Source organism: Brachybacterium sp. AOP29-B2-41 (assembly GCF_052378395.1).
Lineage (GTDB): Bacteria > Actinomycetota > Actinomycetes > Actinomycetales > Dermabacteraceae > Brachybacterium.
Map to the genome: position 1 here is coordinate 72373 of NZ_JBQSXR010000007.1, position 25424 is coordinate 97796.

Below are 25424 nucleotides of genomic sequence, written 5' to 3' on the forward strand. Positions count from 1 at the left end.
ACGAGATTCTGCGAGTCAGGGCGGCCCACGCGCCATCCCGAGACGCACCCCGTGCACGCCGAAGCGGGGGCACCCATCGGTCAGTGGATGCCCCCGCTTTCACGCTGCCGATCTAGCAGTGATACCTCCAGGTCAGAACGGCACCCCGCACCGCACGATCACGTTCGCGTACGGGGTGGTCTCCCCCGTGCGCACCACGAACCGTGCCTGACCGGTCAGCTGCTTGAACTCCTCATGCGGCACCGTCTCGGAGCCCGGGAGGCGGGCATCGAACAGCGCACCGACCGGCGAGCCCGCTGCCTCGGTGGCGATGACCGCGCCTTCCACCTCGATCTCGGCGAGGATCGCATCCAGCACCTCGGCGAAGCCGGGCACGCCGAGGGTCACCGCGAGGTCCACGCGCGCCACCCCGGGCGGCACGGGCAGGCCCGCGTCACCGATCACGAAGGTGTCGGTATGGCCCAGGCGGGCCAGGTGCGCGGACAGCTCGGGGTGGAGGATCCCGCCGCGCTTCATGCGTTCACCTCCGCGAGCGGGGGCAGCTCGTCGCCGGTGCTGGGGTAGCTGGGCTGGGCGCCGTTGCCGGTCGCCGCGTACGCCCCCACCTGGGAGGCGAGGCGGGCAGCGGCCAGGAGGGACTCGCCCCGGGCGAGGCCCACGGCGAGCGCACCGATGAACGCGTCGCCGGCGCCGGTGGTATCCACCGCGGTGACCGGGGCAGCGGGGATGCGGTGGAGTCCGTCGGCGTCAGCCACCAGGGAGCCCTGTGCCCCCAGGGTGAGGACCATCGAGGCGATCCCTGCGTCGCGGAGTGCGGCGACGATCTGCTCCGGGTCCCCCGTCCCGTCGGCACCAGGAGTGAGCTGCGCGAGGACCAGGGCGGCCTCGTGCTCGTTGACCACCAGTGGGTTCGAGGCGCGAAGCACCGCGGGGTCGAGCTCCATGACCGGGGCGGGGTTGTGCAGGAACCGTCCGGTGACCAGGGCCGGCAGGGCCTCGATCCCGTCGCGCGGGATCTCGCCCTGGCACACCACGATCGCGGAGGCCTCGAGCACCTTCTTCGCCGACGCCACCTGGGCGGCGTCCACCGACGCATTGGCGCCGGCGATCACCACGATGGAGTTCTCACCGTCTTCCGCCACGGTGACGATGGCCAGGCCCGTCGGCCCCTCGACCTTGCGCACGCCGGTCAGGTCCACCCCGGCGGCGCGCAGACCGGTCAGACCCACCTGGGCCTGGGCGTCGGTGCCGACCGCGCCGATCATCCGCACGTCCCCGCCCAGCTTGGCGGCGGCGACGGCCTGGTTCGCGCCCTTGCCGCCGGGCAGCATCTGCCCGCCGGTGCCGTGGAGGGTCTCCCCCGGCAGCGGGTGCCTGCGCACCTGGGCGATGAGGTCGACGTTGATCGAGCCGACCACCGTGATCACGCCGGCCGGGCTCACTCGTCGTCGTGAGGGCGACCGTGCGGGTCGGGCTCGGACCGCAGCTGGTCCGCGACCTCCTCCTCCGGGCGGGGCGCCATCGACTGGTCCTCCTCGAGGGTGGGGATCGGCGGCTCGCCGGTCTCAGGGACGGGCTCTTCGGCGGGCTGCTGGGTTCGATCGGTCATGACGAGGCCTTTCATGCTGTGGTCGAGCCAGGATACGCATGGCCGTTCATCGGTCGGCCCCGTCTGGGATGATCAGGGGGACGTCCGATGGACTGCACGGAAGGGGTGGCTGTGGGGCTGCGTGATCGTCTTCGCCAGCGCTCGTCGTCGCAGCTCGGTGCCGACTCCCCGTCCCTTGCCTCCGCGGCGCGTTTCGCCGTGCTCGATGTGGAGACCACCGGGCTGGACCCCTCGCGGGAGAGGATCCTCGAGATCACGATCGTGCACACCGATGTGCACGGACGGGAGCTTCACCGCTGGAGCACGCGGATCAACCCCGGCATTCCCGTGCGTGCCACCCACATCCATGGGATCACCGACGCGGATGTCGCCGGCGCACCCCGCTTCGCGGATCTCGCGGTCACGATCGGGATCGCTCTGCAGGGCTTCGTGGTCGTCGCGCACAATGCCGAGTTCGACGTGGAGTTCCTGCGCGCGGAGTTCGCCCGTGCCGGGATGCCGATGCCGCGCTTCTCCACCTACTGCACCCTGCAGGGCAGCACGCTGTACCTGCCTCAGCTGCGGCGACGCACTCTCGCCGAGTGCTGCGCGGCGCTGGGCGTGCCCCATCAGCAGGCGCATTCGGCGCTCGGGGATGCGGCGGCGACGGCAGGGCTGCTCGAGCGATTTCTGGCGCTGGATGCGCAGACCGGCTACGACGCCCCGCTCACGGCGACGCGGGCACTGCGTGCGGCAGCCCCCGCAGAGCAGCGCGACAGCCGGCTGACGAACCAGAATCCGCCCGGAACGGGTCGTCAGCTGGCTGTCGACGTGCCAGCGTCCGCGGCAAGTGGTGCGCCGTCCCCCGCTGCGGCGGTGGCACCCGTTCCGGTGCCGGCGGGCGACGCTCGCCCCGTTGACCTCTCCCCCACCGCGATCAGGGCCTGGGCCCGCTCACAGGGCATCGCCGTCGGTGATCGCGGGCGGATCAAGGCCGAGCTGGCCGCGCAGTACCGTGCCGCGATGGGCGTGAGCGGCGCCGCCCCCGCGGCGGTGGGCCCGGCGGCGGCTTCGGCGGCTGCGGCTCCGGCGGCGGCCCCGGCGGAGCAGCGCAACAGCCCGCTGGCGAACCAAGAATCGCAGAAATTGGGTCGTCAGCTGGCTGTTGACGTGCCGGCGTCCGCGGCAGTTGACACGCCGGGCCCCGCTGCGGCGCCGGCACCGCCCGCTGCCGCCGCGCCGCTCACCATCACCGAGGACTTCCGGGCGGCGCTGGACCACCTGCACGCCGGCCATCACCTGTTCCTCACCGGCAAGGCGGGCACGGGCAAGTCCACGCTGATCCGCCACTATCTCGAGCACACCGAGCGGTCCACGATCACGGTCGCCCCCACGGGGATCGCGGCGCTGAACGTGGACGGGTACACGATCCATCGCCTGTTCTCGTTCCCGCTCGGCGTCACCGAGGAGACGGTGCGCGGTCCCGGCTACTACCCGGGCCGCTTCGCGAAGGCGCTGAAGAACCTGGACACGCTGATCATCGATGAGGCGTCGATGGTGAGGGCGGATCTGTTCGACGCGCTCACCGCCGCGCTGGAGCTCTACGGGCCCCGGCCCGGCACACCCTTCGGCGGGGTGCAGCTGGTGCTGGTGGGGGACCTGTACCAGCTGCCGCCGGTGGTCACCGATCAGGAGGCGGGCTGGATCGAGGAGCGCTTCGGCACCCCGTTCTTCTTCTCCGCCCGCTCCTTCGACACCGAGACGTTCCCGGTGGTGGAGCTGTCCACGGTGTTCCGTCAGCAGGGCGATGACGCGCTCGTGCACCTGCTGAACGCGGTGCGGGAGGGGACGCTGCTGGAGGATGCGCGGGCGGAGCTGAACCTGCGCACCGACGCCGAGTTCGAGCCTGCGCTGGATGAGTTCTGGCTGACACTCGCGACCACCAACCGGATCGTCGGCGCGCGGAACAGGCAGATGCTGGAGCGGCTGCCGGATCCGGCACTCACGTTCACCGCCCGCCTCACCGGCAGCACCGACGGGTTCGAGCATCCCACCGAGGAGACGCTGCGGATCGCGGTGGGCGCGCAGGTCATGCTGCTGAACAATGACCCGTCGGACCGCTGGGTCAACGGCACCCTGGGCCGCATCACGGCGATCGGTGCTGATGAGGACGGGCCCGTGGTCACGGTGCTGCTGCGCGACGGCCGCACCGAGCACGTGCGCGAGCACACCTGGGAGATCACCCGGCCGAGCGTCGAGGGCGGCTCGCTGGTGCACGAGATCGTGGGCACGTTCACGCAGCTGCCGATGAAGCTGGCGTGGGCGATCACGATCCACAAGTCCCAGGGGCAGACCCTGGACCGGGTGGTCGTGGACCTCACCGGAGGCACCTTCGCGAACGGTCAGCTGTATGTGGCGCTGTCGCGCTGCACGAGCCTCGAGGGGCTGGTGCTGAAGCGCGAGGTGCTTCCGCGGGATCTGAAGACGGATCAGCGGGTTCGCCGCTATCTCGCCACCGGCGCCGCGGCGACGGACACGCTCGGCGAGGCGTACCTGTCGGTGCTGACGGTGGGCACCGTCGGAGATCGGTGGCGGCCCCGGCCGGTGGAGATCGCGGTGGTCACCGACGACGGCGACGAGATCTCCACCGTCATCAACCCCACCTCGGATCTGTTCTCCGCGCGGGACGAGTTCGGGCTCACCACGCGGGACGTGCAGCTTGCGCCGCTGCTGGCCGAGGCGTGGCCGGCGCTGTCGGCGCTGCTGGCCGGCCGGGTGCCCGTGGGTGTCGGGGTGGATCGTCAGCTCGCGCACGTCGATTTCGAGCTGAAGCGCAACGGGATCGTGGAGCCGGTGCCGCTGGGGATCGAGGTGCCGGAGCGTCTGCTGACTGCCGAGGAGCGTCGGCGGCTCGCGGCGCCGACGGCGCTCGAACGGGCCCGCGCGATCCGGGATGCGGCCCGCCGGGTGCGGGCCGACGGCGGCGAGCTGCCGGGCACCGGGATGGCGTTCCGGCAGGTCGCGACCGGGCACGGGTATCTGCTCGCGCGCGCGTCCGGGACCTCCGGCACGACGGCGCCGACGGCCTTCGTGGTGGGCGGCAACCTGGGCGCGGAGGACGATTCCGCCGCGATGCTCGCGCGTCTTCTCGAGCTGACCTGGCAGCGGGTGCTCTCCCCCGACGCCGAGGTGGTGGAGCGTCTGCGCGCGGTCGAGCAGCACTTCGGGGTGAGTGTGCTGCCGGAGGGCTTCGAGGCCGACGGGCCCGTGCTCGCGGCCGACGTGCTGGTGCCGGGCGCGAAGGTGTGCTTCTCCGGCACCGTCCACTCCCCGCGGCACGGCTGGCTCGAGAAGGAGGAGCTGCACGCCATGGCCGAGGCGCGCGGGCTCGTGGCCGTCCCGAACCTGACGAAGGTGCGCACCGATGTGCTGGTGGTGGCCGAGGCGGGATCGCAGTCCACGAAAGCGAAGAACGCGGCGCGGTGGGGCAAGCCGGTGCTGACGGCGGAGGAGTTCCTGGAGTGGGTGGGGTAGGTGCGATCAGCACAAAGAAGTACGCCCTGAGGCACCGCCTGCGCTTTGGGGCGACTACTCGAGCTCTGCGGCGATGAGGGCTTCGTAGTCGCGCCCGCCGTAGTAGACGCCAAGCACCTCGACGGCTTCCTCTGTCACCGCGAAGGCGATCACGACTCGACGACGGAATCCGATTGTGCGCAGACCGGGCCGGAGATCATCGCGCGCAACGCCGATGTACGGGAAGACGACCAATCCGTCGCAGTAATCGAGAATCGCGGCCAGATAGCCAGCAGCGCGTTCCGGATATCCGGACTCATCTGCAATCCATGTATAGAGGTCGGTCAGTTGCTCTCGTGCTCGCGGAGCGTAGACGACACGACGGTTCATGCCCCGCTCGACGCAGTGCGCTCCTCGTGGACCATCGCAAGATGCGCGCGCATGTCGTCGGCGCTGATCGCCTGCGACGGATCGGCGCGCAGCTCGTCGTACGCTGCGACGACGTCAGAGCGCAGCCAAGTTTCCACAGCCTCATCGCGCGCGAACAGGGCGCGCAGTCCATCGCGGAGCACTTCGCTCTCACTCGCATACGCGCCCGATGCAACGCGCTCCTTCACCGCATCAGCCATGCCCGTAGGAAGGGTGATGCTGAGCTGTTTCGTAGTGCGCATGGCGCCTCCTGCCACATGAGTAGGATTCAATCCTACTCCTGGGCGTTCGCTGTGCACAGTGGTCATCTCACGCCCGACGCGGCGGACCCGCGCACTAGCCGCAGCCCCCGCCAGCGGTTCACGGCCGCGTGCAGCTCGAGCGGGCGCGGCCGGGCGAGGTGTCCGGGGACTTCTCCCCATGGGCAATCCCCTCATCTCTCACTACATTCGTGGACCATCAGGAATGGTGACGAGGGGGGCAGCGGTGTTTCACGGGGCGGATGTGGAGGCGCTGCGGGGGTGCGCGGCGCGGGTCGGGTCTGGGGCAGAGCGGCTCGGCGCGATGGTCGGGACGCTGCAGACCGCAGCCAGGAGCATGCAGTGGCAGGGAGAGGACGCCCACGAGTTCCGCGAGCGTCTGGAGCAGGCGGTCACCGACGCCGAGCAGGTGTCCGACCAGCTGCGTGGGCGCGGTGACGAGCTGCGCAGTCATGCCGACGAGCAGGAGCAGGCCTCGAGCACCGAGGCGGCGGGCGGCGGGCAGGCCGGGGCCGCCGAGTACGACGACACCGGCGAGGCGTTCATCTGGTGGTGGGAGGACGGCGGCAAGTGGCCCCTTCAGGATCGCACCGACATCCGCGATGATATCCCGATCGATGACCCGTCCGAGTTCGGCATTGCGGCGATGAATCAGCGCGGCATCCCGAACTGCGTCACGATCGCCCTGCTCGGCGGGCTGTCCGAGCAGGATGCCGAGTTCTTCATGAACAACCTCGAGCAGGTCTCACCGGGGGTGTACGAGGTGACGCTCTTCGAGAACGGTCGTCCCGTGGTCCACACCGTCGAGGGCGACGTGCTGCCCGAGGGGGCGAGGGGTTCCGATGGCCGCCAGAACTGGATGACGCTGTACGAGGCGGCGCTCATCCGGCACGGGGTCCTCCAGGAGGACGGCACGTACTCGGGCTACTCGGAAGCGATGATCGAGGCGATCACCGGAGTCCCGGCACCGACCATGATGGTGCCGCTCAGTGCCGAGACCGACGTCGAGAACGGCATCGGCGGCTTCTACGATTACTCCGACGGGGTCGAGCTGAACCAGTTCGCCGCGCAATACCTCCACGATCAGGGCTACACCGTGATCTTCGGGACCGAAGGCAGGACGGCGACCGATCCGCCTCTGGTCGAGAACCACGCATATGTGATGACCGAAGTCGACGCCGAGGGGAACGTGGTGCTCGAGAACCCGTGGGGCGCCGGAGATCACTATGGAGGCAAAAACGGCGACCGCCGCCTGCATCTGAGCGATGAGCAGCTCGGCCAGAACATGGACGCGACGCACGTCGTGCCACCCTCCTCCGAGTGGGCCCGCGGGCCCTGGAAGGCACTGCGATGACCAGCACCATGACCACGGATGACGGCACCACGCGCGCCAGGATCCTCCAATCCACCCGGGCGATGCTCGCAGCGGTGGAGGTGGGAGTCCTTTCCGCACGCGTCGGGGAACTCCCCGATGGTGGCGAAGGGCTGCGGGCGCAGCTGGAGATCACGGTCCCGGAAGGCCGCGAGATCGTGCTGCTGGAGATCGGGGATGAGGTCGCTCTGGGCGTTCACGGCGTGCTGCAGCTCGCTCACATCGACCCGGCGACACCGGGAGCTGGCGGGGCGGAGATCGCTGCCGCGGACCGCGCTGTCGTGTATCTGGAGCTGCGTCCGGCAGGGACGTCGACGACGCGCTGATCGGCATGGCCGCCGGGCTCGTCAGATGAGCCGCAGCCCCCGCCAGCGGTTCACGGCCGCGTGCAGCTCGAGCGGGCGGGGCCGGGCGAGGTGGCCGGGGTGGCCGCGGTGGGGTGAGAGCACGTCGAGTCCCTCGGCGTCGATCCGCTCGCACAGCGTCGTGATCGCCTGTTCGAGCGTGAGCGGAGCAGCGCCTGGTCCGGGCTGGTCGAGCAGCTCGGCGAGGCGGTCCAGGGCGTGGGCGATGGCCTGGGTCTGGGCGGCGTCGACCAGCTGGGATATGGCGGCGAGGTCGATGTGCTCGTGCCCGAGGCGGATCGTGTCCCGGCCTCGCGCACTGGCGGGCTTCTTCTTGCCCGGTGGGCGCAGCGTGCCCGGGGCCGGGATGCGGGGGCGGGCTGCGGCGAACACGCCCTCCGTGGGCGCCGGCGCCCGCTGCTCGGCGAGCGCGCGGGCCTGGGCGGTGACGTCGCGGGGGATGTACTCATCGAGCGCGATCACGTGGTCGGCGACGTCGAGGAAGGCTGCGGAGCCGCCGGCGACCAGCACGGTGGAGACGCCGCGCTCGGTGAGCAGCGGGCGGACCCGGTCCACGAGCGGGGTGATGGGTTCACGCTCGGCCGGGACCAGGGCGCGCATCCGCTCGTCGCGGAACATCATGTTGGTGGCGGCGCTGTCCTCGTCGATCAGCAGCGCGGAGGCGCCGGCGTCGACCGCTTCGACGAGGGAGGCGGCCTGGGAGGTGGAGCCCGAGGCGTTGGTGGTGGAGAAGGCGCGGGTGTCGGTGCCGGACGGCAGGCCGGTGAGGAAGGGCGAGATGTCCACGCCGGTCACGGCGCGGCCGTCCTCGGCGCGGAGCGCGGCGGCGGTGGCCCGGGTGATCACCCATTCGCGGCCGTCGCCCGCCCGGTGCGGGTACACACCCTTGGCGAGCGCGCGTAGCAGCGTGGACTTGCCGTGATAGCCGCCGCCCACGATCACGGTGACGCCTTCCGGCACGCCCATCCCGGTGACGCTTCGGCCGCTCGGCAGCGCGAAGGCGACCCGCAGCGAGTCAGGGCTTTCGAAGGGGACGGCGCCGCCCTGAAGCGGCAGGTCAGAGTCGCCGGAGCGGCGGGGCAGGATCGCACCGTCTCCCACGAAGGCCACGAGGCCTCGCGCGGCGAGCTGGTCGCGCAGCGCCTCCTGGTCGCGGTGGAGGGTGACGTGTTCGCGCAGCGCGTCGTCGTCCAGGCTCGCGTGGAGCAGCGCCGCCTCGGCGAGGCGAGGGAGGTGCTCGGTGAGCAGACGGGCCGCCTCGCGGCCGCGGATCCGGCGCCCAGCGGCGGGCAGAGGGACAGAGAGCCGCGCTTCGACGCCCTCGGCGGTGAGGGCGACGCTGGTGCGCTCGAGCACCTCCTGGCCCGGGGCGCCGGCACTGATCCCCTCCCCCAGCTCCGCGGCGACGCGGGCGACGGCGCGGGCCAGGAAGTCCGTGGTCGCGACGCGGCCTCGGTGATCGGAGAGCAGATCCTCCGGCAGGTCGGCGTCGGCCCGATCGACGATCACCCGCATCAGCGACGGCGGGGCGTAGGGGTCGACCTGCACGTGATCGACCACGAGGCGGCACACGCCCAGTTCGTAGCTGCCCTTCAGCTGCTTGTAGGCGCCGTAGCTGCGGGAGTCGATCCCGGTGAGGGTGCGGGCGAGGGCGGTGGCGTCGGCGGTCATGGGTCCATCAGACATGACGTTCCGGGCCTTCTGCATCCGCGGCCGACGCCGTCATGCCTGCGCGAGCGCCTCCCGCGCCAGCGCCCGGGCCGCGTCGGACCAGTCGCCGCGCACGGCACGCCTGTCCTGCTCCGGGGTGATGTTCCGCAGCACGGTCGCTGCCGGCAGATCACGCACCCTCCACCGGTCCACCGATCCTCCTTCGCGAGTGCGCCAGCCGAGCCGGTCGAGCGCCTTCGGCGTCGCCTGCGGATCCACTGCGGTACCGCACGGGGTGGATCCGATGTGCGCGAGCAGCAGCACGGTGGCGTCGTGCGCGAAGGAGCCCGGCGGTGGGATCAGGGACTGGGCGAGCAGGGACCACAGCGCGTCGGGATCCTCTACCGCCGGACGCGCCCGACGGGTGGGCAGCAGCTGCCCTTTGAAGGTGCGCAAGATCTTCAGGTGCTTGAGCGCCTCGCGGAAATGGAGCAGCGGAAACGCGTTGATCTCGCGGTTGTTCTTCCCGATCCAGTCGCCCATCTCCGGCACCACCCGGCTCGCTGATTCGACGTCCGCCGGCTTCAGGTAGCCGGCCGCGGTCAGCGGCAGGCCGCCGCCGGCCGCATGGTCGAGGAACCAGGAGACGCCGCGCAGCGCCGTGCGCTTCTCCTCCGCCGACGGCGCGTCAGTGGCGGTGGCCAGTGCCAGCGACCTGGCGAGCAGGTCCTCCCGCACCGGCGACGGGGGCAGGCGGGTCACGACCGCGGTCAGCACGGCAGAGGCTCCGTACGAGGCGGGGTCGAGATCGGCGAGCTCGAGGGAGCGCTGGAGCCCGGCGAGGTCGAAATGCGCCGGATCCGGGAGCACGCCGGCGAGATCCTCCGCGCGGGTGAAACCGCCGCAGTCCTCGGGCGGGGCAGCACGCCGTCCGCTGAGGGCGCGGGCGGGCGGGGAACCATCCCCTGCCGGGCGCACGGATTCCAGCAGCAGTCGCAGCTGCCAGTCATCGCCGTAGTCATAGACGTATCCCAGGCGGTCTCCACTGGTGCTGAGCACCTCGTCGAGCCGCACCTGCGAGGCGGGAAGCCCCTCGTCCTCCCCTTCGTCGACGTCGAACGGGCACAGGAACAGCTGTGACTCGAAGTCGAAGGGGGTCCCGCCAGCGGCGAAGCGCCACAGGTGCGCATCGAACCACCCGAAAGCGGTCTGGAGGATCCCGTGGACCTCCTCGAGCATGAGATCCGAGCGCAGCTCGAGCCGGCGCCAGATCGGCGGAGAGGCATGCTCGAGATCCACGCGGAGCGTGAACAGGGCGGGCTCCTCGCGCGGCGGGTGGCGCAGATCGGGGCGCTCGGGGCGGCGCACCGCTCTGCCCGAGGCGTCGAGCACGCCGTGGAGGATCCCGTGGATCTCCTCGGAGCTCATCCCATCGAGCTGCGCGCGGAACTGGCGCAGGAGCTCATCGTCGGGAGTCTGGTTCGAGGGCATGGGGCCACGGTATCGGTGCGGGGTGATCACCGAGCTGCCGTGCGACTATGCGGTCGACGGATCAGACGAAGCCCTCCTCGACCAGCACGCACCCGCTCTCTGTGATGACGTGGGCCTGGCCCGAGCCGCCGGCGACGCGGCTCCAGCTCTCCACGACAAGCCGGTCGCGATGGACGGAGAGACTGAACCCTCCGTACATCCCGGGGTACGGGACCCACAGGGACTCCATCCGCTCCACGACCAGCAGCTCGGTGGGCACGGGACGGAAACAGACTGGTGCGAGCGGCCGGGTGCGCTCGGCGATCAGGTCGGCGAGGTGGGAGTCCCAGGCCGTCACGCGGCGCTGATCGGCGGCGCCGAGGTCGCACACGGCGAGCGCCTCGAGCAGGTGATGATGGCCGCGCTGGCGGGCGATGTCGAGCGGACGGCCACCCTCTGCAGTGCGCAGCGACCGCCAGGCGCCGGCGAGGAGCAACCGCTCGGCCACGCCGACGGGGGCTCCCAGCCATGCGGCCTGATGCAGCGGGGTGAACCAGGAGCGGCCTGTGACCCGCCACTGGTTCGCGGTGCTCCAGGTGCCATGCTCGACGAGGTCGAGGACCGTGTCCCACCGGCCCGTTTTCGCGGCATCGGCGAGGCGGGCGGCATGGTCGACGAGGTCGCCGTTCAGCACGTCAGGGTCGAGGACTCCCTGCCATTCGCTGGTCATTGCTGTCCCTCTCGATTCGGTGGTGGGGTCAGTGTGGTGGCGGGGTCAGTATCGCGGTGGTGGCGGGCCGCCGACGGGGTCGGCATCGCGGTGCGTGGAACCGAGATGCCGCAGGGGCTGTCTACGGCCTCGGCAGTCCGGCCTTGGTGAATTCGTCCTGCAGTGCGGGGCGCCGACGGTTCTGGGCACGGAGGTCGAGGATCTGCGATCTCAGCGCCTCGGCGTCAGCACCGCTGACAAAGCCCAATGCCTCCTTGAGGAACCGCGCCGCTTCCGCGTACGCGGCACGCTGCCCGGCGGAGAGGGACGATCGAGCAAGCTCGTACAGCACACTCGCCGCCTCGGCCCCGTCCAGGGGTGCGCGCCAGCGGGCAAGGGTGAGCCACGCCGAGTCGTGTGCGCCGTGCTCGGTCGCCGCCTCCCAGGCGCGCGGCAGGTCCTCGTCCCAGAGCAGCACCTCCACGAACCAGGACCAGGTGCCGTGCTCGCCTGCTCGCTCCTGCAGGATGGTGAGCGCCCGCTCTCGCCAGTGCGGGAAGGCGGGACCGCTTCGGAGTTTGAGGGGCTGGAAGGTGCCGAGCGAGGGCTGTTCGACGAAGTTCGTCCATGACAGCTCGGCAGCCTCGTCGTGTCGGCCCGCTCGGGCGAAGGCCTCGGCGGCGACGGCCCGGAATCGGGCGCTGTCACCGAAGCGCTCCAGCAGTGCCCGTGCTTCGAGCACCGCGTCATCGATGCGCTGTGCGTCCAGGAGGACATCGATGAGTGCGGCAGCGTCACTGTCGGTGTCGAGCTCCGCTCTCAGCAGCGCGACCAGACCGTCGGTGCCGCCGATCGCCTCGGCGATTCGTCTGCGCTGCGCCGCGACCTGGTAGCGGTGGGTGCGGTCATCGTCGCTGAGGCTGCGCCAGCGCTCCTCCACCGCGTCGCGGAACTGCTCGAGTCCCTCGGGGCCGAGCAGGTCGCGGTACTGCTCAGCGGCATCGCGGAACACGTCCAGGTCACTGGTCAGCGCTCGGCGCGCGAGGTCCTGCGCGAGCTCTCGCGGATCTCCCGGGGACGCCTGTGTGGCGCGCAGATGGATCTCCTCGGCCCGGACGCAGGCGACGGACAGCCCGCCACCAGAGTCATCCACATCGTCCAGGAGCTCTTCGAAGCCGTCGAGGGCGAGCAGAGTGAGTCGCGCGGCGGCCCGTGAAGCGCCGAGCTCGAGCAGTTCTTCGATGCTGTCGAGTGCCTCCTCGATGCCGGTGAAGAAGTCATGCGCCTCGTAGTAGGAGACGAACCCGCCTGTCTCCAGAGAGCTGAGGAGCTGACTGCGCACGGCATCCTCGTCGACGCTGTCCTCGGGATCGGCACCGGCGGCAATGAGCAGCTGCGCGTGCAGGGTGGGATCATCCTGTGTGACAGCAAGCAGCTGGTCCGCGAGCCATTCACGGTCCTGGGCGAGCAGGAACTCGCGCAGATCCGGCACCTGAGGCGCTGTTTCCGCGGCAGGCTCGGCGGCCGACGGCTCCGAGTCCTCGAGCCAGAGCAGGGCGGCGGCCACGATGTGCTTGCAGATCGGCTGGACCTCCGCGAACGGGCAGATGCACGAGCCGGTGAGGCGACCGGTAGCGACGGAAAGCCGCACCGTGTACTCCTGCGTTCCCATCACCATCGCGACGGCGCTGCGCGACCCGGCCGAGACCAGTGCGACCCGACCTTGCTCGGCGTAGTGCAGACCGCGATGGAACAGGACGTCGCCGGTGCGCAGGCGGAGTAAGTCCTCGGAGAAGGGCAGCGGTGGCATGGGGTCCATTGTGGCGGTAGGGGATGCTGAGCAGCTCGCGTGACCGGCTTTCTTCGATCGCCGTGTCTCCGCACCACAGCGCTCGGCAGATGTAGGCGGGATGCGCCTTGGGGAGCAAGCGGCAACGCGGCCCACGAGGGGTGCGAGGCTCTGCCGGACAACCTCGTTCACAACTCAGCATCAGTCCCCCGGACTCGCCCACATCCGCAGAAAACGTGCCGGATACTGGACCAATGACTGTCTCGGCGCCATCCCCTATGAAGCTGCTGGATCGCATGTACAACAGTGCGACCTCGACCGCGGATCAGGGAACGCAGTTCGAGCGCTTCACGCAATCGTTCCTGCAGACGGATCCGCTGTGGGCCACGCAGTTCGCGACGGTGTGGATGTGGGAGCAGTGGCCGGAGAAGTGGGGGCATGACTCCGGCATCGATCTGGTGGCCCGGCGCCGGGACGGCGGCCTGACCGCGATCCAGTGCAAGTTCTATGACCCGACCCATCGGGTCTCGAAGGGCGATCTGGACAAGTTCCTCGCAGCCTCCGGCCGGGGTGGGTTCACGGAGCGCTTGGTGGTCTCGACGACGACGCAGTGGGGCGCGACCGCCGAGGAGACGATCCGCGAGCAGGCGGTGCCGGTACGCCGCCTCGGGCTGCAGGACTTCGAACAGTCCCGCATCGATTGGGCGACGTTCGACCCGGACACCCCGACGGCACTCGCCCTGTCCGGCGCCTCGGATCTGCGCCCCTACCAGCGCACCGCAATCGAGGATGTCGTCAGCGGCTTCGCAGACCACGACCGTGGCCGGCTGATCATGGCCTGCGGCACGGGAAAGACCTTCACCTCGCTGCGCCTTGCCGAGGAGTATGTGGGCGCAGGCGGCAGTGTGCTGTTCCTGGTGCCGTCGATCGCGCTGCTGTCCCAGGCGCTACGGGAATGGTCGAACAACACCTCCGTGGGGATCACATCGCTCGCGGTGTGCTCCGACGCCAAGGCGTCCCGCGGCCGGAAGGCCTCCGAGGACTCATCAGAGATCTCCGTCGTGGATCTTGCCCTGCCGGCGACGACCGATCCGCAACGACTCGCGCATCGGATGAGAGAGGCCCGCACGGACGGCTCGGGGATGCGGGTGGTCTTCGCGACGTACCAGTCGCTGGACGTCGTCGCACAGGCACAGCAGCTCGCGGGGCTGGAGCCTTTCGACCTGGTGGTGTGCGACGAGGCGCATCGCACCACCGGCGCCACGCTCTCCGGCTCGCAGGAGTCCGCCTTCGTGCGCATCCACGACGGCGAGTACCTGAAGGCCGAGAAGCGCCTGTACATGACCGCGACGCCGCGCATCTACGACGACCCCTCGAAGTCGAAAGCCGAGAAGGAGAAGGTGGTCCTCGCGTCGATGGATGACGAGGACACCTTTGGCCCGGAGTTCTACCGCCTTGGATTCGGCGAGGCGGTCGGACTGGGCATGCTCACCGACTACAAGGTGCTCATCCTCACCGTCAATCAGGATGCGGTGAGCGATGCGATGCAGGAAGTGTTCGCCGAGAACGGGGAGCTCTCCTTGGATGATGCGACCCGACTGGTGGGCTGCTGGAACGGGCTCGCCAAGCGCGGCGACTCCGAGCACGCCTTCGGTGTAGATCCTCAGCCGATGCACCGTGCCGTCGCGTTCGCCCGAGACATCAAGTCCTCGAAGAAGGTCGCCTCCCAGTTCACCGAGGTTGTCTCCGCCTACATCGAGAACCATGAGGGCGAGGCTCCCGGTGATCTGTTCGGTGTGGAAGCCAGGCATGTGGACGGCTCGATGAATTCCATGGAGCGCACCGAACTGCTGGACTGGCTGAAGGAGGACGCCGGCGAGGACACCTGCCGGGTCCTGTCCAACGCCCGGTGCCTCTCCGAGGGAGTGGATGTTCCCTCGCTGGACGCGGTGATGTTCCTGAACCCTCGCAAGTCCGTGGTGGACGTGGTGCAGTCCGTGGGCCGCGTGATGCGCCTGGCGCGGGGAAAGAAGTACGGCTACATCATCCTTCCCGTGGTGGTCCCCTCGGGCGTCACGCCCGAGAAGGCACTGGACGACAACAAGAACTTCCAGGTGGTCTGGGAGGTGCTGCAGGCTCTGCGCGCCCACGACGAGCGATTCGACGCGATGGTGAACAAGGTCGAGCTGAACAAGAGCCGCGACCGCAAGATCGATGTCATCGGCATCGGACACCCCACCGATGACGACGCAGGCAGCTCCGATGACAGCACGGGATCCGCACAGGGCAGCCTGGATCTGCGGCTGTCGCAGCTGGACGATCTGCGCAATGCGATCTATGCCCGGATGGTGAAGAAGGTCGGCTCCCGCACCTACTGGGACCAGTGGGCCAAGGACATCGCCCAGATCGCCGGCGCCCACATCACGCGTATCACCGCCCTGGTGGACGATCCGGACACCGCCGCTTCGCAGCAGTTCGGGGTGTTCCTCGATGCGCTGCGCCGAAACCTGAACGAGTCGATCTCCCGGGATGGGGCGATCGAGATGCTCGCCCAGCACATGATCACCAAGCCCGTGTTCGATGCGCTCTTCGAGGGCAACGCGTTCACGGCGCACAACCCGGTCTCCCTGGTCATGGATCGCATGGTCGTCTCCCTCACCGCGATGCACGTGGACGCCGAGGCTGATTCGCTCGAGAAGTTCTACGAGTCGGTGCGCCTGCGCGCTGCGGGGATCGACAATGCCGAGGGCAAGCAGAAGATCATCACCGAGCTCTACGAGTCCTTCTTCAAGAACGCCTTCCCTTCCACGGCAGACGCAATGGGCGTGGTCTACACCCCGATCGAGATCGTCGACTTCATCCTCCGCTCCGTCGACGACGTGCTCCAGCAGGAGTTCGGTAGGTCGCTCAGCGACGAGGGCGTGCACGTCCTGGATCCCTTCACCGGGACGGGCACGTTCATCGTGCGCCTGCTGCAGTCCGGCCTCATCGACCCGACAGACCTCGCCCGGAAGTACGCGAGCGAGCTGCACGCCAACGAGATCCTGCTGCTCGCCTACTACATCGCCGCGATCAACATCGAGACCACCTTCCACGATCTCCAGGCCGCGGCCGACGGCGTCGAGCTCGCGGACGAGGCCTACGAGCCCTTCGACGGGATCGTCCTGACGGACACGTTCCAGCTCACCGAGAACGGAGACCTCGTCGACGAGGTCGTCTTCCCCACCAACAACACCCGCGCCGAGGCGCAGAAGGCCCTCGACATCCGGGTGATCGTCGGGAACCCCCCGTACTCCGTGGGGCAGACCTCCGGCAACGACGACAACGCCAACGTCAAGTATCCGACGCTCGATGCCCGGGTACGCGACACCTTCGCGGCGCGCACCGATGCGACGAACAAGAACAGCCTGTACGACTCATACATGCGCGCCATCCGCTGGGCGAGCGACCGCATCGGCGATGCGGGGGTGATCGGGTTCGTCACCAACGGCGGCTGGATCGAGGGCAACACTGCCGCCGGGGTCCGCAAGAGCCTCGCCGACGAGTTCAGCGCGATCTACGTGTTCAATCTGCGGGGGAATCAGCGCACTGCGGGAGAGACCAGCCGCAGAGAAGGCGGCAAGGTCTTCGGTTCTGGGAGCCGCAACACCGTCGCCGTCTTTCTCCTGGTCCGGACGAAGGGTCACGAGGGTCCGGCAACGATCCACTACCGCGACATCGGCGACTACCTCACCGCCAAGGACAAGCTCGCCATCGTCGCCGACGCCACCGTCGGCACGGTGCCCTGGCGTCGGATCACCCCGAATCGCCACGGCGATTGGATCAATCAGCGTGACGAGAACTACCTGACGTACGCAATTATCGGCGACAACAAGAGGTCAGATTCGCAAGCCGCGGTATTCCGCGTGTACTCGCGAGGGCTCGCCACGGCTCGTGACGCATGGGTCTACAACTACTCCGCTCCCGCGTTGCGGAAGAACGTGACGCGATCCATCGAGTTCTACAACTCCGAGGTCGACCGTGCGTCGCAACCCGGGTACTCGCCCGACTACGACCCGTCAAGGCTGTCCTGGAACCGTGCAGACAAGTCCAACGTCACACGTGGACGGAAGATTGAACACCGCGAGGCCGCGTACCGCGTCGGCTTGTACCGACCGTTCACACAAGTGCATGTGTACTTCGACCGCGCCTACAACGACATGGTCTACCGGCTCACACAACTCTTCCCCACCCCGCGGCACGAGAACTACGGGTTCTACGTCACCGGCGTCGGTTCCGACAAGGAGTTCTCGTTGCTCGCGAGTCGAGTCGTCCCAGACCTTGCGCTCTGGGGCTCATCAAGTGGCCAATTCTTCCCGCGCTACACCTGGGAGCCGCTGCCTGACGGAGAACTCGACCTCTGTCTCGAAGACGACGTGGTCGACGGCTACCGCCGAGTCGACAACATCACCGATGAGATCCACACCCTGATGCGCGGGCGGTACGGCGATGGAGTCTCCAAGGACGACATCTTCTTCTTCGTCTACGGCCTGCTCCACTCACCCGAGTACCGAGAGCGCTACGCCGGTGAGCTCAAGCAGATGTTGCCCCGCATCCCGGACGTTCCCGCGGGAACGTTCCAGGCGTTCACGACGGCCGGACGCGACCTGTTCCACCTCCATGCAGACTACGAGAACGCCGAGGCGTACCCGCTGGAGGTCGCCGGAGGCGAACAGCCGCCGATCGGCGAGGAGGAGTCCTACTACCGCGTGCAGAAGATGCGCTTCCCGGCAGGGAAGAAGGCAGCGGACGCCCCCGATTCACTTGTCATGAATCCATTCCTCACGCTGACGGGGATCCCTGAATCTGCCTACCGCTACCAGCTGGGCTCCCGCAGCGCGATCGAATGGATCATCCGCCAGTACCAGGTCTCCACCGATAAGGCCTCCGGCATCATCAACGATCCGAACCAATGGGGCATCGAGCACGGCAACCCCCGATACATCCTCGACCTGCTGCAGAAGGTGGTCACGGTGTCCGTGCGCACCGTGGAGATCACCGAAGCACTCCCAGCCCTTGACGGCGCCGACTGAGATCTCCTCGCTGCCCCCGACCTGATTCGACACCCCCAGGAGGACCGCCAATGGGTTTCCAGACTCCGAAGTACGACCTGATCGACCTGATCCGCGATGCCCGTGCCGGGAAGATCCAACTCCCCGACTTCCAGCGAGGCTACGTGTGGGACGACGAGAGGGTGCGGCAGCTGCTGGTCACGGTCGCCGTGGGTCATCCGATGGGAGTGCTCCTCGTTCTCCAGACGGGCAGCCGTTCGGTGCACTTCGAGTCCAAACCGATCGAGACGATGACCCCACCGGAAGGGACCCTCCCCGACCTACTGGTCCTGGACGGTCAGCAGCGCCTCACCTCGCTCAGCCAAGCACTCAGCGGAGAGGGCGTCGTGGCAACGAAGGACGACGGCGACAGACGCTATTTCGTCAAGGTCGCTGACGCGCTCGCGCACCCTGATCGCCTCGATGAAGCAATCGTGTCGCTGCCGGCGTCGGGCGTGGTGCGTACGAACTTCGACCGCGACGTCGTGCTGGACGTCTCTGGCCGCGAGGAGCAGGTCGCCGAGGGATATCTGCCCATCACCGAGATCTTCTCCGCAGGCGGCGCGGCTCAATGGGCTCTGGAATGGGCGCAGAAGAACGAGGTCGACCTCGGTGTGATCTCGAAGTTCCTCACCCTTCTCAACGAACCCATGCGCGGTTACGAGATCCCCGCCATCCTGCTCGACAAGGAGACCACCGTCGAGGCGGTGACCACCGTGTTCGAGAAGGTGAACCAGGGCGGGGTGAAGCTCACCGTCTTCGAGCTCCTCACGGCGAAGTTCGCAGGCGATCGCTCCTACTTCGAGCGGGAAGGCAAGGCCTTCCGACTCCGGCGGGACTGGGAACGGATCCGGGAGGTGCTCGACGACCACCCGGTGCTCGAGGGCTTCGACAACGATGACTTCCTGCAAGCCGTGACACTGGCCTCGAGTCTCCATGGCCCCACTGCCACCACCGCCCGCAAGGAGGACGTGCTCAAACTCCGGCTCGAGAGCTACCTCCAGTGGTCACCCAAGATCGTTGAAGGGCTCGTCTGGGCGGCCAAGTTCCTCGACGGAGAGCACGTCCATACGGCATCGGACCTGCCGTACCCCAAGCAGATCGTCCCTCTGGCTGTCCTCCGCGTCGCACTCGGAGAGACATCAGATGCGTACGGCGTCCATGCCAGGATCCGCCAGTGGTTCTGGAGCGGGATCTTCGGCGAGCTGTACGGCAGCGCGATCGAGACCAGGTTCGCGCGCGACGTCGAACAGGTACCAGCCTGGGCGCGAGCAGAGGACGGCGCTGTCATGCCCCGCACCGTCGAGGAGTCCTACTTCAACGAATCCCGCCTCCACAGCCTCCGCACTCGCAACTCCGCGGCATACAAGGGGCTGTACGCACTGCTGATGGCGCACGACTGCAAGGACTGGGTCTTCAACCAGTCCTTCGACCGCGCCCACTACCTCGAACTCCGAGTGGACATCCACCACATCTTCCCCAAGGCCTGGTGCAACAAGAACGACATCCCGTGGGAGCAGCGGGAGAGCATCGTCAACAAGACACCCCTGGCGAGGACCACGAACATCAAGCTCTCCGGCAACGCGCCGAGCGTCTACCGGAAGACCATCGAACGGGAGAGTCAAGCTCCTGCGGCTCTGATTGACGAGATCGTGGCCGATCACCAGATCGATCCTGAGCTGCTGTGGGCCGATGACTTCCAGGGCTTCTTCACGGCGCGGCGCGAAGCACTATGCACTCTCGTCGAGCAGGCGACGGGCAAGCCGGTGACGCGAGACGTCGTCGAGATCTCAGATTCCGATATCGATCAGGCATGACCGAATCGGCGCGCGCATTTTCGGGGTGCGGGCGAGCTAATAATCTGACCCCATCCGCACCGATTCGCACCACAGCCATTCCTCATCCAGGTCGATTCACAGAATCGCCTATGAGTGTTGATCAAGGCTCTCCTGGACCCAAAAGACGAGAATGACAGCGCTGCCTTCAGCGCTCGTGCGCCTCGCGAAGCGTCCGACTCCGAGAGGGAGTCGCATTTGGCAACATCACGAATTCCCACAGGCTCCTCATTCCAAGTGCCTAGAATCCGGCAATGCAAAATTAAGGATCGTGAACCCCGCGTGAAGAATCGCGGCAACGCTCGCCAACAAGTCCACCGACACCAACGCGGCGAGCGACACGCAAGTTCTCCATAAATTCACGTAATGCCAGTACACTCCCAATGACTCTCGGTCGAAAATTAGCGAAGGGACTGACAGTGACTATCCACGAGGCGCTGCTCCGAATCGACCAGGAGGCGGGGAAACAGCTCGCTTCCCTATACTTCGAAGAGTCCTCTACGTTCCCTGGGACAGGGGTTTACACAGGCTCACACTTCGAGACCTTTGTCGGCGCCTCGAACCCTCCAAACATGGTGACCGCACCCGATCTGCTCGCGGTGCAGACACTCGCCGTCACAGTGCCTTCTCGTGCCGTGCTCGGAATCCTGGGGACATACGCGTCAAAGATCTCAGAGCTACTCGCACAGATCGACCCGGAACTGAAGCTCGAGAACGTGACAACGGAGGTCGAGTTCGAAGCCGTACTCGGCACCGGGTCGCCCGCCCTCGCCTTGTGGGATCTACTGCGCCGCAACGCTGATGATGAGAGCAGGTGGAATGTCGGCGAGACGATCGCCAGCAAGATCATGGCCCGCAAGCGCCCTCATCTCATCCCGATCGACGACTCAGTCGTCACTCGGGTCATCGGGCGAGGAAACTACCACTCCTGGAGGATGTGGCGGGACGAGCTGTGCGCCGACAGCTACCTCATCGAGCGAGCACAGGAAATCAAGGACCACGTGGGACGGCCTGAACTCTCCACGCTTCGCACGCTGGACATCCTGCTGTGGATGCACGGAAGTCAGCTCTCGAGCTAAGCACACCGCTCGCGATGGCCTTGAGACTGATTCGCGCGTAGGCGTCAGATCCATCCGAGCACGCACAGGGCCCGGCTACCTGCACCTCGACGTCGAACTGTCGACGTACGGAAGTTCCACTTGAACGACCTGGTCAATGGGCTGCTCCTGCATCGGGAGAAATCAGCCAGCGCGTGATCCTCAACGGTCAGACGTCGCCGTCGTCGACCGATGTCTTCTTTCCCCGACGCGGGACCATCCCTCCGATGCGTCCGGTCACTCTGCTCGCTGCATCCTTCGCCGCCGCGCCGGCGTCCTTTACCGCGTCGGTGGCGTGACGCGCCGTCGTTCGTGACTCGGTATCGCCGTCGGCGTGGGGCCTCGGCTCTCGCAGGGAGCTGACTGCCGAGGCAGCACGGCCGCGCAGTGAAGCAGCCGCCCGGCCACCCGCCTCATCGTCCGCCACGTGCACCTGGCGGAGGTATTCCTCAGCGTCGACGTGGGGCGGCGGCAGCTCACGCAGATGCCTGATCAGCCGTCCCGACTGCACGCGCAGCGTGGTGTAGGTGAGACCGCCGGAGAGCACGCCGCCCGCCACGGGCACCGCCTTCGTGACGGTCTTGGCGAAGCTGTCCTTGGTGAGCTTGATGCCGATGACCCGCAGCACCTGCTTCATCGGGGTGTACCAGGCGGTCTTCGTGAGCGCGACCCCGGCGATCTGCTTCTGCAATGCCGGTCGGGCGACGCTCGCTGCGAAGGTCGTGAGCGTCGCGGACGCTCCTCCGACTCCCATCATCACGCCGAGGAACGCGGCGAGCTTCGCGAGAGTCTCGTCGTCGATCTCGTCCGTGTCCTCGAGGAACGACGTCCACCCGTACAGGTACGCGACCTTCTGCATGATGCGGAATGCGTGCACGTAGAACTGGGTGATGTCACCGGGGATCGTGCCCAGCATCGCGAATCCGCCGGGGAGACCTGCGGCGAACGACATCGCCGTGGACTTGCGGGTCTCGAACTCGACCACCTCCGCGGCGAAGCGATCAAGCATCCGGAGCTCGATGCCTGCGGCAGCCGGACTCTCCGAGATGGCACGAGAGATCGTGACATCGCCGATGCCGCGCTTGTGCAACTCGGCACGCAGGAAGTGCTCTCGATCGATCTTGACTCCTCGCAGACGAAGGACTCGCGTGAGGAACTCTCTAGCGAACTCCTCCGCCTCCACCTTCTCGGCTTCGGGCAGAGAGTCAATATCGGGGGTGGCGTCGCCCACGACAACGTCACCACCGTCGACGATCTCCTCCATAGCGCTTTGCACCTCGTCCTCTGTCATCGCCCTGCTCTCTCGTCCTGACCCGTAGCGGCTGCCGGAGCGTCAGCCTCAGCCTATTCCGCGCCGGGGACAGCTGAGACGGGCTTTCGACGACAACTGCCTGCTTCGCACCCACAGCACAGCAGAACCGGCATCCATGTCCCCAACGCCACTCTCGATCAGGTCCCGCCGGCTCCAGCACGTCGCCGCCGACAACGTGTCCCTGTCCGTTCCTCGTGACGCCGTTCTCGGTATTCCCTGTCCGCTGACCCGAATCGTGCCTGATGGATCGGATATGCGGGCGACGGCCACACTCGGCCGCATCTGCAGGAACGTGTCCAGACATCGAGCACTCACCGACGCCGGCGTGGAGCGGACACCGCTCCATCGCGCTCGGCGAGGAGGACGGCAAGGTGGTACTCCCTGATGTCAGCACACCGTGGCTCGATCGAATGCGCACGGTCGATCAGTGCGGCTCCGTCGTGAGGTGGGCTGGTGGTGAACACCGTGCGGAGAAAGCTGCTGCGGACGCTCTCGAAGGCGACGTGGCATGGATCTCCGAGGAGGAGTGCGAACAGCGCCGCTGTGAACGCCGTCGCGTCCGCCACCTGTTCGAGGGCGTCGAGGAAGAGCTCGACGCCGTGATGACGCAGATCCGCCATGCTGCGTACGGGGAGGCCGCTCTCGATGAGCTGTGCCGCGATTCTCCGCGCCCTCAGGGCGAGGTGCCTATCGAGTACTGCCCCTTCCAACGCTTCACCGACGCCGTCGAGGGGTAGCGACGCGAGGGCCTCGAGGTCATCTGCTGCCGCGGGGTACCAGGAGAACATGCTCTCCACCCAGGTCGAGGCGTCGAGCTGTCGTGCCTCCCCTTCCGGAGGGATGTCCTCGAGGAGGACGGCGGTCAGCAGTACGGTCCCGAGCCCGTCCTCATCCCGGATGGGGTCGCGCTCGAAGTACGCGTCGGGGAGGCGGGAGATCGCCGCAAGCACTTCCGCGAGGTCCTCGTCCTCTGCTGCGTGCCCGAAGATCTCCGTCGCGCTCGCTTCCGCACCCGCTCCGAGCGTCGCCGCTTCCCAGATGCGCAGGAATTCGTATCGGTGCACGGGATTGCAGTCGCGAAGTGCGTGCTCACGCAGGATCTTCCGGGCCCTGCCCTCCCGTCCGAGTCGTGCTTCGGTGACGATGAGATCGCCGATCGCGATCGTGCCGCGTATCGACTCGCGCTGAGATGACTTGTGGAGGTCATGGAGACTCCGCCTGCTGAACGTCTTGGAGCGGGTCCACCATCCCGGCGCCCACCCGGCGCGACCGCTTCTGCGGGCTGACTCGAGCAGAGCGACCCGGATCGTCGGCGCGATGCTGTGCGGCAACCGGCGCAGGAACTCGCCGTACGGCGCCTCCGGCCATTCCTCCAGGACCTGCAAAAGCCCCTCGACCCCCCCGCACACGAACCCGATTTCCGCGCGAAGCCGGAACCGGGGATCGCTCGCCATCACCCACCCACCGCTCGGCTCTCGGTCACGGAGCAGCGAGCCCATCTCCTCGGCCACCTGGTACGCACCGTCGCCGAGATAAAGGAGCATGAACGCGCTCCACGGATGGGAAGTGGCAGGGGCATCGAACTCTGCGCGAAGAAGGACATCCGCCACCTCCGACGCATCCGTGTTCCCGGTGGCCACCAGCTGACCGAGCACACTGCAGGCACTGCGGAACACACCATCGATCCGCCAATCCGCATCCGGAGTGGTGGCGGTGAGGCGGGTCGAGCCGGCGACGGCAAGCAGGAGATCTGTCATCGCTGCAGGTCCGTGGACATCGAGCGGGGCCATGGCGAAGTCCGCGAGTTCACGTGCGTCGCTGATGGCCGACGGACTCAGCGGCGTTGTCCCGTCGATCCCATACCAGGACGCCAGATCACGGAGAAAGGCCGAGAGCTGCTCACCGGTCGCGCGCTTGTCGAGGGCGCGCGCCATCTGCAGCGCACCGTGCAAGGACCCCACGGCGCGGAGCGCTGTCCACGTCGCTCCCGCCTCTCCGTGGCTTCTTGCCTCGAGCCAATCGTCCGCCAGGGAATCCCACGCTGAGTGGAGCATGCGGAGACTCTCGATCCATCGCTCCCAGCGAGCAAGCCGCTCGTCGTCGAGTCCGTGGCTCTGCTGGAGGTGCCGAAGCCTCGTCGCGATGGCGTGCGCACACGGGCTCAACCGGCGGGAGCTCCCGCAGCTGCAGGAGGAGCCATCCCACCAGTTCCTCCCGGGAAGTGACACCGCGTGAGGCACCTGTGCGCGGACGAGAGCATCGATGGAGCCGCCCTCGTGATGCACCAGGTCGGTGACCCGGTACAGCAGGTGCCGCCCGTCCATCACCGTATCCGGTGCGGCCACCAGCCCGATCTGCTCGAGCTCCCACGAAAGATCCATATCGGCAGTGTCGTGCCGGGGTGGGACAGCCGGGCGCGACCCCGCTCTCACCGCGGGCGCTGATCGTCGGTCGTGAACCCTTCCCTCCCCTCGCGCTCCTCGAGCGTCTCGAGCTCCTGGAAGAACGTCACCTGCCACCCCGCCGGCCCCTGGATCCTGGCGTTGATCGTGCGGAACGGGGTGCGGGTGGGAGGGGCGAGCAGCTCGGCGCTGTGCTCGCCGGCAGCGGCGGCGGCCTGCTCGGTGTCCTGGACCTCGAGGGCGATGCGGAGCGTCGGTCCGTCCGTGCTCGGCGCGTTCTCGACCTCGTCGATGGCCCGGGCGTGCGCGGGGCTCGCGAGCTCGAGCGTCGCGGTCCCGGCGTGCAGGATCGCCACCCGGTCCTCCCCCTCGGTGGCGAAGGCGGCCTGCTCGGGCATGCCGAGCACGTCACGGTAGAACTGCAGGGCCTCGTCGAAGTCGTCGGTCTCGATGATCAGTCGCAGCTGGCGGGGAGCGTTCGTCGTGGTCATGACGCCCATCCTCGCCGTCGGCCCCCGGGCGCGGGAAGACTCCTGACGATCT

Annotated in this window: 18 protein-coding genes and 1 pseudogene; 6 read left to right on the forward strand and 13 right to left on the reverse strand. The window is 67.9% G+C overall.

The genetic code is table 11. The features are described 5' to 3' along the window. Positions 1-132: 132 nt before the first annotated feature. The 3 genes from rbsD to ACT3T9_RS08740 are packed head-to-tail and all read right to left on the reverse strand — an operon-like array spanning position 133 to position 1609. Positions 133-516 carry a D-ribose pyranase gene (gene rbsD, locus ACT3T9_RS08730; RefSeq protein ID WP_444606338.1) on the reverse strand — a complete coding sequence of 128 codons (384 nt, stop codon included), beginning with the start codon at positions 514-516 and terminating at the stop codon, positions 133-135. Beyond that, the gene (locus tag ACT3T9_RS08735) at positions 513-1442 is read right to left on the reverse strand and encodes a ribokinase (protein WP_444502431.1); all 930 of its coding nucleotides are present in this window, start codon (positions 1440-1442) and stop codon (positions 513-515) included. Before ACT3T9_RS08735 ends, rbsD begins: the two co-directional genes overlap by 4 nt. Next, on the reverse strand, positions 1439-1609 hold the full coding sequence (locus ACT3T9_RS08740) for a hypothetical protein (RefSeq protein ID WP_444502430.1): 171 nt from the start codon (positions 1607-1609) through the stop codon (positions 1439-1441). The genes ACT3T9_RS08735 and ACT3T9_RS08740 overlap by 4 nt, the downstream gene beginning before the upstream one ends. Positions 1610-1696: 87 nt before the next feature. On the opposite strand from ACT3T9_RS08740, the gene ACT3T9_RS08745 reads away from it, so the two are divergent. Continuing rightward, positions 1697-5122: an exonuclease domain-containing protein gene (locus ACT3T9_RS08745; RefSeq protein WP_444606339.1), complete on the forward strand. Its 3426-nt coding sequence runs from the start codon at positions 1697-1699 to the stop codon at positions 5120-5122. 54 nt (positions 5123-5176) lie between these two features. On the opposite strand, the gene ACT3T9_RS08750 is transcribed toward ACT3T9_RS08745, so the two are convergent. The 3 genes and pseudogenes from ACT3T9_RS08750 to ACT3T9_RS08760 all read right to left on the reverse strand — a co-directional run. Continuing rightward, entirely contained in the window at positions 5177-5491 is a 315-nt protein-coding gene (locus ACT3T9_RS08750) for a type II toxin-antitoxin system RelE/ParE family toxin (protein WP_444502428.1), read from the reverse strand. Beyond that, entirely contained in the window at positions 5488-5772 is a 285-nt protein-coding gene (locus ACT3T9_RS08755; protein WP_444502427.1) for a ribbon-helix-helix domain-containing protein, read from the reverse strand. Before ACT3T9_RS08755 ends, ACT3T9_RS08750 begins: the two co-directional genes overlap by 4 nt. 62 nt (positions 5773-5834) lie before the next feature. Then, positions 5835-5933: pseudogene (locus tag ACT3T9_RS08760) on the reverse strand (hypothetical protein); the annotation flags it as partial. Positions 5934-6127: 194 nt separating this feature from the next. Between ACT3T9_RS08760 and ACT3T9_RS08765 the strand changes: the two are divergent. Further along, a complete protein-coding gene (locus tag ACT3T9_RS08765; protein WP_444606340.1) occupies positions 6128-7144 on the forward strand; it encodes a hypothetical protein in 1017 nt (338 codons plus the stop codon). Then, the gene (locus ACT3T9_RS08770; RefSeq protein ID WP_444502425.1) at positions 7141-7488 is read left to right on the forward strand and encodes a hypothetical protein; all 348 of its coding nucleotides are present in this window, start codon (positions 7141-7143) and stop codon (positions 7486-7488) included. The genes ACT3T9_RS08765 and ACT3T9_RS08770 overlap by 4 nt, the downstream gene beginning before the upstream one ends. Before the next feature lie 21 nt (positions 7489-7509). Here the strand turns inward: ACT3T9_RS08770 and ACT3T9_RS08775 are convergent, their stop codons facing one another. The 4 genes from ACT3T9_RS08775 to ACT3T9_RS08790 form a co-directional block, all read right to left on the reverse strand. Continuing rightward, positions 7510-9198 (reverse strand): ABC-ATPase domain-containing protein, encoded by a 1689-nt coding sequence (locus ACT3T9_RS08775; RefSeq protein WP_444606341.1) that lies wholly within the window; start codon positions 9196-9198, stop codon positions 7510-7512. Between the two features lie 51 nt (positions 9199-9249). Then, a complete protein-coding gene (locus ACT3T9_RS08780) occupies positions 9250-10668 on the reverse strand; it encodes a plasmid pRiA4b ORF-3 family protein (protein ID WP_444606342.1) in 1419 nt (472 codons plus the stop codon). Between the two features lie 61 nt (positions 10669-10729). Then, positions 10730-11377 carry a hypothetical protein gene (locus ACT3T9_RS08785; RefSeq protein ID WP_444606343.1) on the reverse strand — a complete coding sequence of 216 codons (648 nt, stop codon included), beginning with the start codon at positions 11375-11377 and terminating at the stop codon, positions 10730-10732. A gap of 121 nt (positions 11378-11498) precedes the next feature. Further along, positions 11499-13166 carry an SWIM zinc finger family protein gene (locus tag ACT3T9_RS08790; RefSeq protein ID WP_444606344.1) on the reverse strand — a complete coding sequence of 556 codons (1668 nt, stop codon included), beginning with the start codon at positions 13164-13166 and terminating at the stop codon, positions 11499-11501. A 233-nt stretch (positions 13167-13399) separates the two neighbouring features. On the opposite strand from ACT3T9_RS08790, the gene ACT3T9_RS08795 reads away from it, so the two are divergent. The 3 genes from ACT3T9_RS08795 (at position 13400) to ACT3T9_RS08805 (ending at position 21149) form a co-directional block, all read left to right on the forward strand. Beyond that, positions 13400-18217 (forward strand): DEAD/DEAH box helicase, encoded by a 4818-nt coding sequence (locus tag ACT3T9_RS08795; protein WP_444606345.1) that lies wholly within the window; start codon positions 13400-13402, stop codon positions 18215-18217. Between the two features lie 50 nt (positions 18218-18267). Continuing rightward, a complete protein-coding gene (locus ACT3T9_RS08800) occupies positions 18268-20052 on the forward strand; it encodes a GmrSD restriction endonuclease domain-containing protein (protein WP_444606346.1) in 1785 nt (594 codons plus the stop codon). A gap of 437 nt (positions 20053-20489) precedes the next feature. Beyond that, complete coding sequence (locus ACT3T9_RS08805) at positions 20490-21149, forward strand: DUF6308 family protein (protein WP_444606347.1); 660 nt, start codon at positions 20490-20492, stop codon at positions 21147-21149. A gap of 187 nt (positions 21150-21336) precedes the next feature. On the opposite strand, the gene ACT3T9_RS08810 is transcribed toward ACT3T9_RS08805, so the two are convergent. From ACT3T9_RS08810 to ACT3T9_RS08820, 3 genes are all read right to left on the reverse strand, one after another. After that, complete coding sequence (locus tag ACT3T9_RS08810; RefSeq protein WP_444606348.1) at positions 21337-22431, reverse strand: hypothetical protein; 1095 nt, start codon at positions 22429-22431, stop codon at positions 21337-21339. Positions 22432-22790: 359 nt separating this feature from the next. Further along, positions 22791-24413, reverse strand: a complete 1623-nt coding sequence (locus tag ACT3T9_RS08815) for a hypothetical protein (RefSeq protein ID WP_444606349.1) — start codon at positions 24411-24413, stop codon at positions 22791-22793. Positions 24414-24907: 494 nt separating this feature from the next. Next, on the reverse strand, positions 24908-25372 hold the full coding sequence (locus ACT3T9_RS08820; protein WP_444606350.1) for a VOC family protein: 465 nt from the start codon (positions 25370-25372) through the stop codon (positions 24908-24910). Positions 25373-25424 lie beyond the last annotated feature (52 nt).